Origin of the sequence: Pseudaminobacter soli (ex Zhang et al. 2022) (genome assembly GCF_014595955.1) — a bacterium.
Taxonomy (GTDB): Bacteria; Pseudomonadota; Alphaproteobacteria; order Rhizobiales; family Rhizobiaceae; genus Kumtagia; species Kumtagia pseudosoli.
The window spans coordinates 20964-34864 of record NZ_JABVCF010000017.1 but is presented as its reverse complement, the minus strand read 5'-3'; the positions used below and the strand labels follow the sequence as shown (position 1 = coordinate 34864).

At 62.8% G+C, this 13901-nt stretch carries 10 protein-coding genes and 1 pseudogene; 2 read left to right on the top strand and 9 right to left on the bottom strand.

Going from position 1 to position 13901, the window contains the following annotated elements; translation table 11 throughout:
* Window positions 1-54 precede the first annotated feature (54 nt).
* From HUI96_RS25040 to HUI96_RS25015, 6 genes and pseudogenes are all read right to left on the bottom strand, one after another.
* Entirely contained in the window at window positions 55-1794 is a 1740-nt protein-coding gene (locus tag HUI96_RS25040) for a ParB N-terminal domain-containing protein (RefSeq protein WP_188257434.1), read from the bottom strand.
* A gap of 292 nt (window positions 1795-2086) precedes the next feature.
* On the bottom strand, window positions 2087-7177 hold the full coding sequence (locus HUI96_RS25035) for a lactate dehydrogenase (RefSeq protein ID WP_188257433.1): 5091 nt from the start codon (window positions 7175-7177) through the stop codon (window positions 2087-2089).
* A gap of 83 nt (window positions 7178-7260) precedes the next feature.
* Window positions 7261-7659, bottom strand: coding sequence for a DUF3085 domain-containing protein (locus HUI96_RS25030; protein WP_188257432.1), 399 nt, complete (start codon window positions 7657-7659; stop codon window positions 7261-7263).
* A 10-nt stretch (window positions 7660-7669) separates the two neighbouring features.
* Window positions 7670-8275 carry a DUF1419 domain-containing protein gene (locus HUI96_RS25025; protein ID WP_188257431.1) on the bottom strand — a complete coding sequence of 202 codons (606 nt, stop codon included), beginning with the start codon at window positions 8273-8275 and terminating at the stop codon, window positions 7670-7672.
* An 861-nt stretch (window positions 8276-9136) separates the two neighbouring features.
* The gene (locus HUI96_RS25020; RefSeq protein ID WP_188257430.1) at window positions 9137-10036 is read right to left on the bottom strand and encodes a DUF3991 and toprim domain-containing protein; all 900 of its coding nucleotides are present in this window, start codon (window positions 10034-10036) and stop codon (window positions 9137-9139) included.
* Between the two features lie 218 nt (window positions 10037-10254).
* Window positions 10255-11595: pseudogene (locus HUI96_RS25015) on the bottom strand (ISKra4 family transposase).
* Window positions 11596-11600: 5 nt separating this feature from the next.
* On the opposite strand from HUI96_RS25015, the gene lspA reads away from it, so the two are divergent.
* Together lspA and HUI96_RS25005 are read left to right on the top strand one after the other, a co-directional pair.
* Window positions 11601-12137, top strand: coding sequence for a signal peptidase II (gene lspA, locus HUI96_RS25010; protein WP_337918626.1), 537 nt, complete (start codon window positions 11601-11603; stop codon window positions 12135-12137).
* Window positions 12138-12168: 31 nt separating this feature from the next.
* Complete coding sequence (locus HUI96_RS25005) at window positions 12169-12417, top strand: hypothetical protein (RefSeq protein WP_188257429.1); 249 nt, start codon at window positions 12169-12171, stop codon at window positions 12415-12417.
* A gap of 136 nt (window positions 12418-12553) precedes the next feature.
* Here the strand turns inward: HUI96_RS25005 and HUI96_RS25000 are convergent, their stop codons facing one another.
* The 3 genes from HUI96_RS25000 to HUI96_RS24990 are packed head-to-tail and all read right to left on the bottom strand — an operon-like array spanning window position 12554 to window position 13901.
* Entirely contained in the window at window positions 12554-12958 is a 405-nt protein-coding gene (locus tag HUI96_RS25000) for a hypothetical protein (RefSeq protein ID WP_188257428.1), read from the bottom strand.
* On the bottom strand, window positions 12955-13599 hold the full coding sequence (locus HUI96_RS24995) for an SCO family protein (RefSeq protein WP_188257427.1): 645 nt from the start codon (window positions 13597-13599) through the stop codon (window positions 12955-12957). The genes HUI96_RS25000 and HUI96_RS24995 overlap by 4 nt, the downstream gene beginning before the upstream one ends.
* Window positions 13596-13901, bottom strand: a complete 306-nt coding sequence (locus HUI96_RS24990) for a hypothetical protein (RefSeq protein WP_188257426.1) — start codon at window positions 13899-13901, stop codon at window positions 13596-13598. Before HUI96_RS24990 ends, HUI96_RS24995 begins: the two co-directional genes overlap by 4 nt.

Below are 13901 nucleotides of genomic sequence, written 5' to 3'. Positions count from 1 at the left end.
CCGCCGGTGATGTGCCGGCGGCGCGATGATCGTTCGGAATGGAAGAAGTGGCGCCTACTCGGCAGCCACCTTGTAGGCCTCCCGCTGCTCGTCGGTGAGATCCTCGTCCTGCGGAGCCGGACCTTCATCGACGTAGTCAAGCGCCGGGTCGACGGCCGCGTCACCGTCGAGCTCGTCCTGGGCTTCCGGCGTGGCGTCGTCTTCAGGCTGTTCGATTCGTTCGTTCTTCTTCAGCCACGAAACGAGCTTTGTCTGATCGGGACCGAACAGCGCCGACGGATGGACGAAGCGACCTTCCTTGAAGTGCTCGACCAGGGCCGCGCGGGTGTCCTTGACCTTCTGCCGGGGAAGGACCGACGTGTCCGCGCACGACGCCTCCAGCGCCGGCCGCGACAGGCACGAGAGGAAGTCCTCCGTACCCATGTTCGGCAGGAAGCTGTCCGCGCCGATCACATCGCCAGCCACACGGGCGACCACGCCGCCGTCCGAACGGTTTTCCCTGCACGACAGCACGTCGATCAGGAGTGAGCGCACGGCGACCCGAAGCGTATCCATGTCGAAGTCGAGCTTGCCCTCCTGATCGAACAGGCGCGCGGCATGTTCGCCAAGGCCGGCCGCCCCATAATACGAGATGTCGCGCGTGCCGGACGCCACTGTCACGTTCTGGCCGGCGAACGCCAGGACCAACAGCGCCATCAGCGTGTCGTCCTCGATCGGTGCCCGAGACAGCGCTTCATGCAGAGCATCGGTGCGCAGATCACCGATCATCTCGATGCCCTTGCGGGTGACATCGGGGCGGGTCTTCACGACGATCGCAGTATCGTCACCCTCGCCGGCCGTCTGCTCGCCTTTCTTGGGCTTCTTCGCCTCCGGCATGCGGAAATGCACCGTCTGCACCTTCCCCTCGCGATCAAGGTAGAGCGCCGTATGGTCGGACTTGCCCGGCTTGCCAAAGACGCGTTCCGCCTTCTTTGGCAGTTCGGGCTGGCCCCAATTGTTGGTCTCGGTGATAACCCCCTTCTTGGGGAGGTGCTGCGTCATCCACTCCTGCTGCGCGCCAAGGAATGCCTCGACGTCGGTGGTATAGCGGCTGTCCTGGTCGGCGGGTGCGAACAGATCCTCGACCCAGGCAATGCCGTAGGCCTGCGAGAGTTCGTCGCCGAAGCTGGCGTCCCGGGCATACATGCGGGTCTTCTGCAGGCCCTGCGCTACGCTCCACCAGGAGACCTGCGGGTCGGCCTTCGAAGGCTTGTGCTTCTTCCAGACCTCCTTCTGTTCGTCGAGCGACGCTGCTGCGATGGTGCGCAGCTGGCTCTCATTGGGCATATCGCCCTTGGCCATCTGGTCGAGCATTGCCGGCAGGACATTGGCGAGCAGACGCAGCTTGCGTATCTGGCGAACCGGCAGAGCCAGAGCGACGGCGATCGCTTCCTCGGTCCAACCGAGCCCGACCAGACGTTCAATCGCCCGCCACTGATCGACGGGATTGAGCTGTTCATGCGCCAGCGTTTCTGCGAGCGAGCGCATCGCACCGCCATCATCGGCTCGCTCGATCACCAGCACGGCGATCTCTTCAAGCCCTGCGGCGATGGCCTGCTTGACGCGGCGATGGCCGGCATCGATGACGTAGCCGTTGCCACCATCGGATTCCGGTGCGACGACAGGCGGCTGCACGATACCGACGGCGCGGATGGTCGCTAGCAGCAATGCGTCAGCCTGCGGGCTGGACTTTGAACGTCGCGCCTTGTCGGGGTTTCCCTTCAGCGCGCGCGGATCAACAAACTTCAGTTCCATAGAAATGCTCCTTACGGGGTTGCCGGACACAGCCAATCGCTGCGTCCTTTCTCGTCTTCTTCTCGAAGACACCCCCCGGCCCGCCGAGCTGGCGGACCGGTGCAACTGCGGCCGAGCATCCCTGCCCGGCAGGACAAGCGGGGCTAACAGCCCTGCGAAGGACGACGCGGCCGGGATTGCGAGCGGCGCGGTTGAGCGCATGCATCACCGGTTCGGCCGATCGGCGAACCGGATTTCCTCTTTCCCTCTTTCCTCCTTATCTTTTCGTCTTTCTCCTCTCCTTCACAGCGAACTATGCCGCGAGCGATTCCTTGGCTGGTTCGATGTCGGCTGCTAGGGCCGCCTCCACCTCCCCAAGCTGCCGTCGCTTTTCGACCAGATCGCCGGCGAAGGCGAACTCGGCACCATTGTCCCGGGACTGGTATGATGCGAGCCTGCGACGAGCGTCGGAAAGGCGCTGACGATAGCGCTCGCGGTCACCCTCGAAATCGTCGAGCGCGTGCTCGAGGCGCGAAATTGCTCCGAGTGGCGTGACCGTCATCGCGAGTTCGACTTCGGAATCCGCGCCGGTGCGCATCAGCACCGTGGTGTAGCGGTAGCCCTCTTTGCCGAAGCGCTGGCCGTCGAATTCGAGGTCGAAGCCGCCGAGGGAGGCGACGATGCTCTCGCCTTCCTGCTGAAGCTGCACCAGGGTCAGGATCTCCTTCATGAGCGCGCGGCCTGCCTCCTTGCGCTCAGTGTAGAATTTGCCGGCCACCGTCATGGAGAATGCCTCGCCGGCGGTCGGAACAAGAAGCTCGATATCCCGGCCGATCTCGGCAACCCGCCGTGTGCATAGCTCGATATCGCGCTCGGCGTCGCGAAACTGCCGGCGGACGGCGTGTTGATCGTCGATATGGGCGGCACGCAGGCGCTCCAGCCGGGCGACATCGGCTTCGAGCCCCGCCTTCTGCATCAAGCGTTGGTCGCCGGATGCGATAGCCTTGGCCATGGCGAACTGGTTTGCCTGCCCCTCACCGAGATCTTCAAGACGCCGGACGGAGGTATCGCCGGAGAGCGCTGCGGCGATGAAGCGGGCTTTGCGTTCGTTGTTCTGCCACATGGTCGCGTCGAGCGATCCTTCGGTGGCGTAGGCGAAGATATCGATCTGGTCGTGCTGGTTTCCCTGACGCACGATGCGACCCTCGCGCTGCTCGATCTGCGACGGCAGCCAGGGTACGTCCAGATGGTGGAGCGCCTTCAGCCGCAGTTGCGCATTGACGCCGGTGCCCATCGTTTCGGAACTTCCGATCAGGAAGCGGACTTTGCCCGCGCGCACGTCGCCGAAAAGCCGCTGCTTGGCCTCCGACTTTTTATAGTCTTGCATGAAAGCAATCTCACTGGCTGGCACGCCCATGCGGATGAGCTCGTCACGGATCCAGCGATAGGCGGAAAAGCCCCTGCTCTTCTCGACGCTGATCGTGCCGAGATCGCTGAAGATCATCTGTGCGGCGCCCGCCAGTTCGAACGGCGTGCCGTCATGGCGGATATAGTCGTTGTTTGCGGTCGCCTTCCAGATATTGAAGGCATTCGAGATGAGGTTGTTGAGCTTGTTGTCCGCCTCATTGTCATTGTCGGGGTCGACGAGGCGGAGGTCGATCGCGGCATGGCGACCATCGGTGATCACGGAGAGCAGGATGTCATCGCCAAGTTCTGGCGGCCGGTCGCGCTTCTCGATCTCGGCAATGCGCGCAGCCAGGACCATCTGGTAGTGTTTGAAGGCCTGTGTCGGCTTCGATGTGACGATCTGGCGCTTGCCGGTGGAGATTGCCGGCACCTTCACGAATTGGCGCAGGTCGTCCGGCATCACGACGTCCGCAAAGGAACGGAACATCGCGATCAGCTCGGGGACGTTGACGAAGCAGGCAAACCTGGAAACGGGCTTGTATTTGCCGGACGGCTGAAGCTCCAGCTCGGTCGTCGTGTCGCCGAAGGTCGACGCCCAGGCGTCGAACTCGTGCAGGCCGCGCTGCATCAACGCCGCATGATCCATGAGGCGCTGTACGGTGAACATTTCGCCGAGCGTATTGGTGATCGGCGTGCCGGAGGCGAGCACGAGCGCCCTACCCGGGTTCTTCGTCTCGATGAAGCGGGATTTGACGTAGAGATCCCATGCCCTCTGTGAACCGTTCGGATCGACGCCCTTCAGCGTCGAGATATTCGTCGCGAATGACAGCTTCCGAAATTCTTGCGCCTCGTCGACGATGATCTGGTCGACGCCGATCTCGGCGATAGTCAAAAGATCGTCCTTGCGGGTGGAGAGTGCTTCGAGCCGTTCCTGCAAGCCCTCCTTCAGCCGCTCGAGCCGTTTACGCGAGACGCGGTCGTCGCTTTCGACCTTGATGAGGAGGGTTTCGAAAAGCTCGAGCTCATCGTGGATCATCTGCTGCTCGAAGGCAGAAGGAACGCCGATGAACTTGAACGCGGAATGCGTGATGATGATTGCGTCCCATGTCGCGGTTGCGGCCCGCGACAGGAAGCGCGCACGCTTGGCTAAAGTGAAGTTGGTTTCATCAGCGACCAGAATGCGCGCGGTGGGATAAAGCGCCAGAAACTCGCGCGCCACCTGCGCCAGGCAATGGCCGGGGACAGTGAGCATGGCCTTGGCGATCAGGCCGAGACGCCGCTGCTCCATGATCGCGGCTGCCATCGTCATCGTCTTACCGGCGCCGACGGCGTGGGCAAGATAGGTCGAGCCGGCCGAAATGATGCGCCAGATTCCACGCATCTGGTGCCCATAAAGAACGAAGGCGCCCGAGGCGCTTGGAAGCTTCAGATGGGACCCGTCGAACGCTCGTGGCGCGATATTGTTCAACTTGTCATTATAGACCCGGGCGAGCCGGTCGGTGCGGTCCGGGTCGGACCAGATCCAGCGCTGGAAGGCCTCCTTGATCTTGTGGAGCTTCTCCTTGGCTGCCTCGGTATCGACGACATTGAGCACGCGGCGTTCGCTCATCTCCTCCTTGATCGTATCGAAGATCTGCGGCACGCGGCTGTTGAGCGCATCAGCCAGCAACTCGCCGGCATGCCGGCGTCCGGTCCCCCATTCGGAGGTGCCGACGGCGAGATAGCCAAGCTGGCGGGCCTCGACGGTCCATGACGCCAGTTCCGGCATGTGATGGATCCTGATATCAGTTTCCATCGTCTCCTTGACGAAGGCGACGACGTCGAGGGCGGGAATCCACGGCGCGCCGAGACGCGCGGTGATGTCAGAGGGGCGAAGGTCGACCCGCTGCACGCCCTGCAGGGCGGTGACGTTGCGCTCATAGACCGGATCGAGAAGGGCAGCGGCTTCCGCGACCTTCAGCTTGTCACGGACATGGCCGGACAGGTAGGCGTCGGCCATCTGCCAGGAGCCGTCGGCGGGATCGCGGAAGATGGCGCTGCCAAGCTCGGCGACGACGTCGGCCGGGTCGCGGTGCAGCAACTCGGCGATATGATCGAGATCGACACGGCCGCGTTCATTGAGAACCACGGCGAGCACGTCGGCTGCGCTGGAAATCACCGGCGGTGCCGGCGGAGAGATCACGCGCTCGGTGAAGATCGGCCCGGGCCTGGCCGTGTCGTTTTCGAGGTCGTAGTCCTCGATCGAGGCGACCAGCCAGCAGTCGGGATCGTCGAGGAAGGGCTGAAGGTTGGGACGCCGATGGCTTTCGCGCGTCTCGCCGGTCTCCGGGTCCTCGCTGATTGAGACAATGGTGTGGTTGATTGGTCCGAAGTCGCGAACGAAGCTTGACCACGCTATGCGTAACCGGACCTGAAGGTCCTTCCAGGGCTGGTCCAGTCCCTGCGCCTTGAGTACTTCCCGCACAGCATCGCGGACCGGGATCAGCTTGCGGATGATGCGGGCATGCTTTTCGGGGATGCCGTCGGTGCCGCGGCCCTTGCGCACCTTCACCGGGACCGGCTCGCCGTCAATCACCTGCATGAGGCCGCGGGCGTTGTCGAGGAAGAAACTGCCTTCGCGCACATGCCGGCCATTGGGCAGATCGACGACGGTCTGATCGTCGGCCTCATCCAGGTCGAAATCGATCTCTGCCGGTTCGCCGTCGTAGCGGCCTTCCGGAAGGAGATTGACGGCGGCGGACAATGCGGCATCGAGATCTTCGCCTTCGCGAGGCAGGCATGTGTAGGTCTCGCCGAAGGAACCGGAGGTCAGCGCATGCGTACCAAGCACGAAGTCCGGATGCCGAGCGAACCAGCGATTGACGCGGATCGCGCCCTCATCGTCGGTCGCCGGCCGCACCTCTTCGGTGTCGAGCCAGGACAGATCGCCTTCAGGCTCCGCGACCTTCCTCTTCCGGAAAAACAGGATGTCCACCACGACGTCGGTGCCCGCATCGGCGCGGAAGCTCCCTTCGGGCAGGCGGATGGCGGCGATCAGGTCCGCGGTTTTCGCAATGTGCTCGCGTGCGGAGACATCGGCCTTATCAAAAGTGCCGGAACTGGTGACGAAGGCCGCCAGCGCCCCCGGCTTCAACAGATCGATCGATCTCGCGATGAAGTAGTCGTGCAGGCGCAGGCTGAGCGAACGATAGGCCCGGTCGGAACGGACGGTGCGGTCGGAGAAGGGCGGATTGCCGATGGCGAGATCAAAGCTCGTCGGCAGTTCGGTGCGGGCGAAATCCCCGATGACGATCCGCGCCCGCGGTTGCAACAGCGTGGCAATGCGTGCCGTGACAGGATCGAATTCTACGCCGGTGAAGTGGGACACATCGCGCAGCGGTTCCGGCAACAACGCCGGAAACAGCCCCGTGCCAAACCCAGGCTCCAGCACACGCCCGCCGCGCCAACCCATCCGCTTGAGGCCAGACCAGATTGCCCGGATGATGAATTCAGGCGTGAAATGGGCATATTGGGTGCAGCGGGCAAGCGAAGCATAGTCGCTTTCGCCGACCGCATCTTCCAGATCGGAGCCGATCTCGTCCCAGCCCTTGCGGAAGTCGATTTCGCCGGGCCGGCGGAAGACGCCGTTGGCAAGATCGGACGCACCGAAGCCGGTGAAGCGGATTAGTTGCTCCTGCTCTTCGGCGGTGGCCGGACGCTCTTCCGCCTCGATCGCGGCGGCAAGCCGGATCGCAGCGATATTGTCCCGGGCGCGTTCCTTCCAGCCGCGCGCGAGACCCCGACTATCGGCGAGATAGAAGTTCGAACCCCGCTCCCGGCAGAGCTTGGAAGGCGCCCGCGCGATGGCTGCGATCGGCATCGCCGGCGCCGGGGACGGTGGTTCCGGATCGTCGTCAGGTTCGAAGTTGCCGGCAAAGGCCGTCACGCTGAGACCGAGACCGGACGAAAGGGCCGTGTTGCCGAAAAGATCGATGGTGAAGGGGTTGTCATGCGACATGATAAATCTCCTTGGTGACAGGCGAGCGCAGTCACGCGGGCGACGGTGTCGGCCACGTGAAAATGCTACTGGATTTGAGGGGGTTAGCGGGCGATCAGGGATAGCGAGACATGCGCCACGGTGAGCTGCACATTGAGATGCGTGCAGCGCAGGTTCCGATCGAACATCGGGATTAGTTGCTCGGCGTCGATGAATTCGATGCCGTCATCGCAACCGAAATGGCGGTGCTTGTAGTGAAACCAGTCGGGATTGCCGACCGGATGGCACTCCTCGGAATAAACGACGAGCGGCCGCTCACCATCGGGGAGTTTTCCGTTCGACATGATGTAGACGCCCTGATCTCCAACGAGCCAGTGCCCAGGAATCTCGCCCTCGGCGGGCTTCATGCCGTAATAGGGATTGCGGAACCCGCCGTTGATGGCGGCATCTGCCTTTCCGCGTTCGATGACCTTGCGAACGGCAACAGTGGGAAACGTGAACATCGTCGCCCCCTCACGCTGCAACGGCCAGAGGAAGATGGCTGAGGTGGACCGGCAGCTTGGCCGCGATCTCTGCGTTCGTGAGCTGGTCGAGCAGCTTGACGTCACGGCTTCGGTCGGGACCGAAAAACAGGACTGTCCGCCGGCCTCGCTGCGCGCGCGGAAAACGCCAATCGGCATAGCCGCGATACTCGTCGTGAGTCGAACTCCAGATATGCTCGATACGCTCTTCACGCGTCATCGCGCGGACGGGCCGGCTTTCCCGCTCGACGATCGCGGCGCGCATGTGCGCGGGCGAGCCCTTGCTGGCAAGGTCGCAATAGCCGTGGAAGAACCGCAACCGGTCATCGATCTTCAGCGTGAAAAAGACGCTGGTGATGCTGCGTGTGAGGAATTCGCGCATGGCAAACATCTCGCCGTTCATGAAGAGCGGCGGCAGGATGTTGAACATGTAGTCATGCTCGGTCTCGGCAAGCTCGAACCATTCGCCGCTATAGAGGCTGCCCTCGGCGTCCTCGAAACGGTTTGGACGCTGGGCATGACGGTCGAACATGCGAAACATCTGCCGGTGGTCGGCAATGCCCTGGTAGACTTTACGGATCGGTGAAACGGGGTTCATTGGCGGGCTCCTTCAGCCTCGTCGGACTGGAGCGCGGCGCATCCTGGGGATCACCATCATCTTCAGTCCTTCCTGACCCCTCCCCAGCGGCCGCCTCTCCGTCCGGGCGGGTCAAGTGCCGGCGAAGCCGGGCGAAGCTTCACACTTGACGCGGCCGGCGGGCATGCGGCAGCCGGGTTTTCATTCATTTCCTTCCCCTCTTCTTTCTCCCAATTCGGCTGCATGGCCGGGCTCATATCCGCCGATGAAACGCGCGCTCGTCTTCGTCCTTGTCGCTATCGGCGCGTACCCATGGTCGAGGAAGCGGAATCCCCGGACAGGCTGAATCCACTCCTGATTTACTCAACGCCGGTTCACGGCGCGGACACACCGGAGAAAGCGAAACTATTGCGGATACAGAATGGCGCCGACGTAATCGTGCGCCAACTGCGCGAGACCTATGCCCCTCGGCTGGCCGGACTGTTCTGGAAGCAGGCGGAATCAGAGGAAAGCAGATTGGTCCTGCGGCTGACAGGCGACGAGCCTGTCGAGAACCAGAGAATGACTGTATGCGGGGAGCCGCTGACCGTCGAGTTCGTCGCTGGCCAGATGCATATGAGGGAAGGGTTCCAGAAGCTCCACAGCAACAATCTGGAATGGTTTCGCGGCAAATTCCCTGGCCTGCAGGGAACCTACGCGGGCGAACGCACGGGCGAGATCGTCCTGCAGATCTACATTCCAGAAGGGGGCCGATGTCGAAGCTCTGAAGCGGGAGGCCGAGTCACGACTTGGCGCCATTGCGGATCGAGACGACGATGGCAAAGGCCGGGCTCGCGATCCTCGATCGCGCACCGTGAGCGCAGGAGATCGCATTCTGCTCGGTCAGGCGGTTGCCGCGTCCTTCAGCATCGCATTCCAGTCTTCCGCGAGCGGCTTCAGACGTTCGAAGTCAGAGGACAGCTCACCGGCAAGCTCACGTAGCCGCGACACGAATGCTTCGCCCTGCGTGTTCGCATCAGTCGCCGCGACAAGGCGCGCGTCAGGCCGTTCCCCCAACAGGCGGATGGCGCCATCGGTGGCCGGCGACCAGCCGCCCCCAGTGCTCACATAAAGCGTATCGCGCCGGATCTTCTCGATCGCTGCAAGGCTCATGGCATCGATGGCGGACTCGGTCACACAGATGCGAACCGCACCCGTGAAGCCGAACCGGAACAACATCTTGCTGCCGCCGGAGGCAAAGCCGCGCCATTCGGGGCCGCGTTCCTCCCAGCCGGTGACTATGCCGCCGTCACCCTGATGAGCTGCCCACATGCTGCCGCGCGGCCCTTCCCGTATAAGGTTCTGCACAATGGCTGACCGAATGACCTGTTCGGGAATGTGCCGCTCGTCGCACAGATATCGCCAGGTCGCCGATCCGGACCATGGCTTGCGCCGCGCCGCCCAACGATCCGGTATCGACTGGTCAGGTTCCGTCTCGCGCGGTTGTCGTTTCCATGCGGGTTCGCACGGCTCGAAACCGACAAGGGAAGCGATCTGCACAAAAGCTTCGAGAAAATCGCAGCCGTCCAGATGCTGAACGAGCGAATAGACATCGCCCTTTGAGTCGGAGAGCGGGTCAAACCAGCCTTTGCCATCGTGGATGACGATGATGATGTCGTCGCCACGGCGGTACTTCACCGCCTTGCGCGTGCTTTCCTTCAAATCGATCGCGAAACCGCCCGTCTCCAGCACGGCCGCACACCCTACCCTGCTTCGCAGCTCTTCGATGTCCGCCTTTTCCATCTCTTTTCTCCCGGCCGCCTTCCGGCCGACCTTTCTTTTAGTTTATCTCTTCCGCACACTTCGCGGAACACGCCGCGATCAGCGCGAAGAGCAAAGGGGGCAAGGGCGCGGCATCCGCCGCGGCGCAGCTTCCCTTGCGGCCTGCCGCTCGTAAGCGGCACGCCGGACGGAAAAGCCGGTTCAATGAACCGGCTGGGGGAGTGGGAAAATCCTGGGGGTTAGGCAGCGAGATTGAGCGTTCCCTGTTTCAGACGACCATCGATCACGGCCGCTCTTACCTGAAGCACGCGCTGAGCTCCCGCCGGCGATCACCGCATTTGTCGTTTTTTGTTCATGCGCGCGTTGACCAGGCAGTTGACTGTCGTCTCGGCTCGCGAACTTGAGATCGGTCGACCTGACCAATGGCGGCGACAATAGTCGACGATCGAGCTGCCGTTCTGGGTCAGGTAGGTGAGGAGATTGCCCACCAATTGGGAGAAGCGCCTGAACCTGATCTCCACGGCCGGCGTTCGCCCATAGAGGCTTCCCACCAGTTGGTATGACATGGCCCTCACCGCGTCCACCGCCTCCCGGACATAGCCACTCCAGAGGAGATGGCGGAGCCGTTGTACGTGGAATGCCACCTGATACAGGAGGATGTTCAGGTTCCCGATGGTCCTAATTCCCTCCCAGGCCTGTTCGACGTGGTGCAGACGCATGGACAGGTGGAACCAGTCGAGAATGTGGGTGACCGGCTCTCTCGTGGCTGTCATGCCCGCGCCTCGCAACGCAGGGTCGCCATCGCTGAAGACGGTGACGTCGCTCTCAGGCATCCATCCCTGCGCTCGCAGCGTGGCACGGACGGTGTTTGCCTGTGGCAACATGAGGGGTTGCCGCGAAATGGCGAGACGGTCGGCCTTTCGCCTCCACGCGCCCCATCGCGATCTCGAAATGCCGGCTCTGATAGCCGGGCACCGCGCGGATGTAGGCGCCATCGATGAAGACGGATATGGGAGTTCCGCCGGTTCGGCTCATGCGATGGGGGCTTGCCAGATCCCAGTTCTCGATCTGGCCCGCCACCTTCGCCAGGCGATTGCTGACCGTGCGATGATTGTGCGGTCGAGCGCTCGGCACAAAGAGGTCAAGAATGCGGCCCGCCTCGCGGAATGACAACCGTGCGCCGAGTTCTGCCTGAATGCGTTCCAGTTCCGGGGTTACCCTCCGGCGATCAGAGCTCCGACCCGACCGTTCTCGGAGCCTGTCGATTCATCGCAGTTGCAGGCGCGGAACCGGGGCACGCGGACACGGCAAAGACCAAAGAGGGTGTGAACGATGCGAGAGCGATAGTCGTGAATGCGGCGGAGGCCGCAGCAGGTCGAACATCGTCGATCCATCTTCGCTGCCTGGTCCGCCTGAAACTGCGTCAATTCCTGCTGCAGCCGGTTTTGCAGGTCCTTACCTTCATTCAACGAGAGGCCGAAATCCTGAAATCGCGCATGGTCGCTATCGCGACGAACGCATCCGATCTTCTGCGTTTGCTGCTCGCCGTCGGCGTCAACCAATTCCACCCAGATATTCATCTTATGTGTCAACGTCGCTCGGCCCTTCTTCGCAAAAGGCCCCAGCTACACGACATCCGTTACCCCCAGCTCTTTCCCACTCCCGTCATGGTGCCGCCGCGGACGATAGAGATCGTCCCGTTTTTCAACCTCAAGCTCGGCTTCACACCGGCGTCAGCTTCGGGCTGTTCAGCGGCGTTTTCCGCGAGCGCCCAGTCCTGCTGGCCGCAATCGCTGTAGCGATCTCGACGGGCCTCATCGTCTGGGCCATGCACGCCGAAAGGCGGGCCGAAGCGTCTGGCCTGGGGCTGATTGCCAGCGGCGCGATGGGCAATGTCGTCGACCGGGTCCGCCAGGGGGCGGTAACCGACTTCCTCGACTTCCACCTCGGTGACTGGCACTGGCCGGCCTTCAACTTTGCCGACGTAATGATTTCGATTCGGCGCCATCCTCCTGATCGCGGGCACCTTCTGCCCGGCAAAGCCGGCCGCCACCACCGCGCTTTCAGTCGAGAAGGAGCGCTGACAATGCGCCCAGCTGGAGCCGAAGCAGGCGGATGTTGACGCCGCGGCTTTTGGAATCGACAGGAAGGGCATGATGACCGAGGATCGGCAAAGCGTTCCAAATGCGGCGTTCACGCCTGCTGCCGGCCACCATTGGCTGACACCATTCTATGACGTCGGCCTGGCGGCGCTTACGCGAGAGCGGCAATGGAGGAACGCCCTTCTCGCGCAAGTCCGGCCAGGCGGAGATGACGTTATCGCCGACATCGGCTGCGGCACGGGCTCGCTGCTCGTGCGCCTTGGGAAAGGCAGCGCCGGCCGCGAAGCTTATCGGAATTGATCCCGATCCGACGCGCCCAAGCCAAGGCCAGGGCGGCGGGCGTCGAGATCGAGCTTCACCAAGGCTTTGCACGGGATGCGGCAGGGCTGCTGGCGGAAAAGGGCGTGACCAAAATTGTCTCGAGCCTCGTGTTCCATCAAGTGCCGATGGACGAAAAGGCGAACGGCTGGCGGCGATGCACGAGAGCCTTGGCCCGAGGGGCGAGCTCCATATCGCCGACTACGGACTTCAGCGCACCTCGCTGATGCGCACCCTGTTTCGGCTGACCATTCAAAATCTCGACGGCCGCGCGAATACTGAACCGAATGCCCGCGGAATTCTTCCGGACCTGATGCGTCGTGCGGGGTTCGAACACGTGGAGGAAACGATCGTGATACCGACTGTCACCGGTACGGTTTCGCTCTACCGCGCGCTCCGATGGCCAATCTCCTCGCCACGACAGATAAACGTATCCCGGTACGCGCCAAGGCGCAACGCCATAACGACATCTGGAACCCGCCGTACGAAAGTTGACGTCCGCCTTGTTGCCGAGCTGGATCACGGCCGCTCGACGTTGTTGGTGAGCCCGTTGAGGTACATCACTAGGTTGAGCGGGTCGAACCTGAGGCCGTGGAATTTCGCAGCAAAGCGCCCGCCACGGTCGATGACGTGGGTGACCACCCCATGCATCTGTTGGCCACCGCCTACCGGATCGAAGCGCTGACTGTATTCCTCGGCGAGCCTCCGTGTCGCTTCCCCGGCCTGCCCATCCCGCGTGGTCAGGAACATCCAGTTGCGCGGGTCAAGCCCATGCGAGGGGCCATAGGCCTTCAGGATCTCCGGCGAGTCCGCAGCCGGATCGGTGGTGACCGTCAGGAACTGCACCATGTCTTTCATGGGCGTGGCGTTCACCATCGACTGGACGCGGGCGATCAGGTCGGAGTGAAGCGGGCAGACGTCGGTGCAGCTTGCGAAGATGAAGTTGAGCACGACGATCTTGTCGGAGAAGTCCGAGAGGCGGACAGGATCGCCGTCGGCGTCGGCCAGATCGAATCCAGGCGCTGCCGGAGCGTCGATCGCCTGGAAGTATTTCTCTTCGCTGCCCATGACCTTGTCGAGATCGGCGCCCGGATGATGGGCACGTGCAGGAAGGGCGAGGACGGGGATTGCGGCCACCGCGGCGAGAAGGGCTCTTCGGTTCATTTCCGGTCTCCAGATTCGTCAACTTGTCCCGATGGCGTTCGGCAGCAGGTCTCCGCCGTCGCCTTAGGCATGAGGCGGTGCATGCAGATCCCGAGCGCGCACATGGCCGCGCAGGGCAGCATCGCGGCGATGATCGGGACCAGGCCGACGGCAGCCAGCCAGTCCCAGTTTGCCCAGAGCGCGACGGCGAGCGCCAAGAGGCCGAGGAGCAGCAATGGGCGGGACCCGTATGGCCGCCCCCGCTCGACTGCGGTTTCGGGTGAAGACGTCCCGGACTCCTCCGGAAGGTAAGCTGTGCTCAT

Coding starts and splice junctions, on each gene's coding strand:
- HUI96_RS25040 (WP_188257434.1), bottom strand. CDS start 1,794: ATGGAACTGAAGTTTGTTGATCCGCGCGCGCTGAAGGGAAACCCCGAC.
- HUI96_RS25035 (WP_188257433.1), bottom strand. CDS start 7,177: ATGTCGCATGACAACCCCTTCACCATCGATCTTTTCGGCAACACGGCC.
- HUI96_RS25030 (WP_188257432.1), bottom strand. CDS start 7,659: ATGTTCACGTTTCCCACTGTTGCCGTTCGCAAGGTCATCGAACGCGGA.
- HUI96_RS25025 (WP_188257431.1), bottom strand. CDS start 8,275: ATGAACCCCGTTTCACCGATCCGTAAAGTCTACCAGGGCATTGCCGAC.
- HUI96_RS25020 (WP_188257430.1), bottom strand. CDS start 10,036: ATGGAAAAGGCGGACATCGAAGAGCTGCGAAGCAGGGTAGGGTGTGCG.
- HUI96_RS25005 (WP_188257429.1), top strand. CDS start 12,169: ATGATGACCGAGGATCGGCAAAGCGTTCCAAATGCGGCGTTCACGCCT.
- HUI96_RS24995 (WP_188257427.1), bottom strand. CDS start 13,599: ATGAACCGAAGAGCCCTTCTCGCCGCGGTGGCCGCAATCCCCGTCCTC.
- HUI96_RS24990 (WP_188257426.1), bottom strand. CDS start 13,901: ATGAGCACAGCTTACCTTCCGGAGGAGTCCGGGACGTCTTCACCCGAA.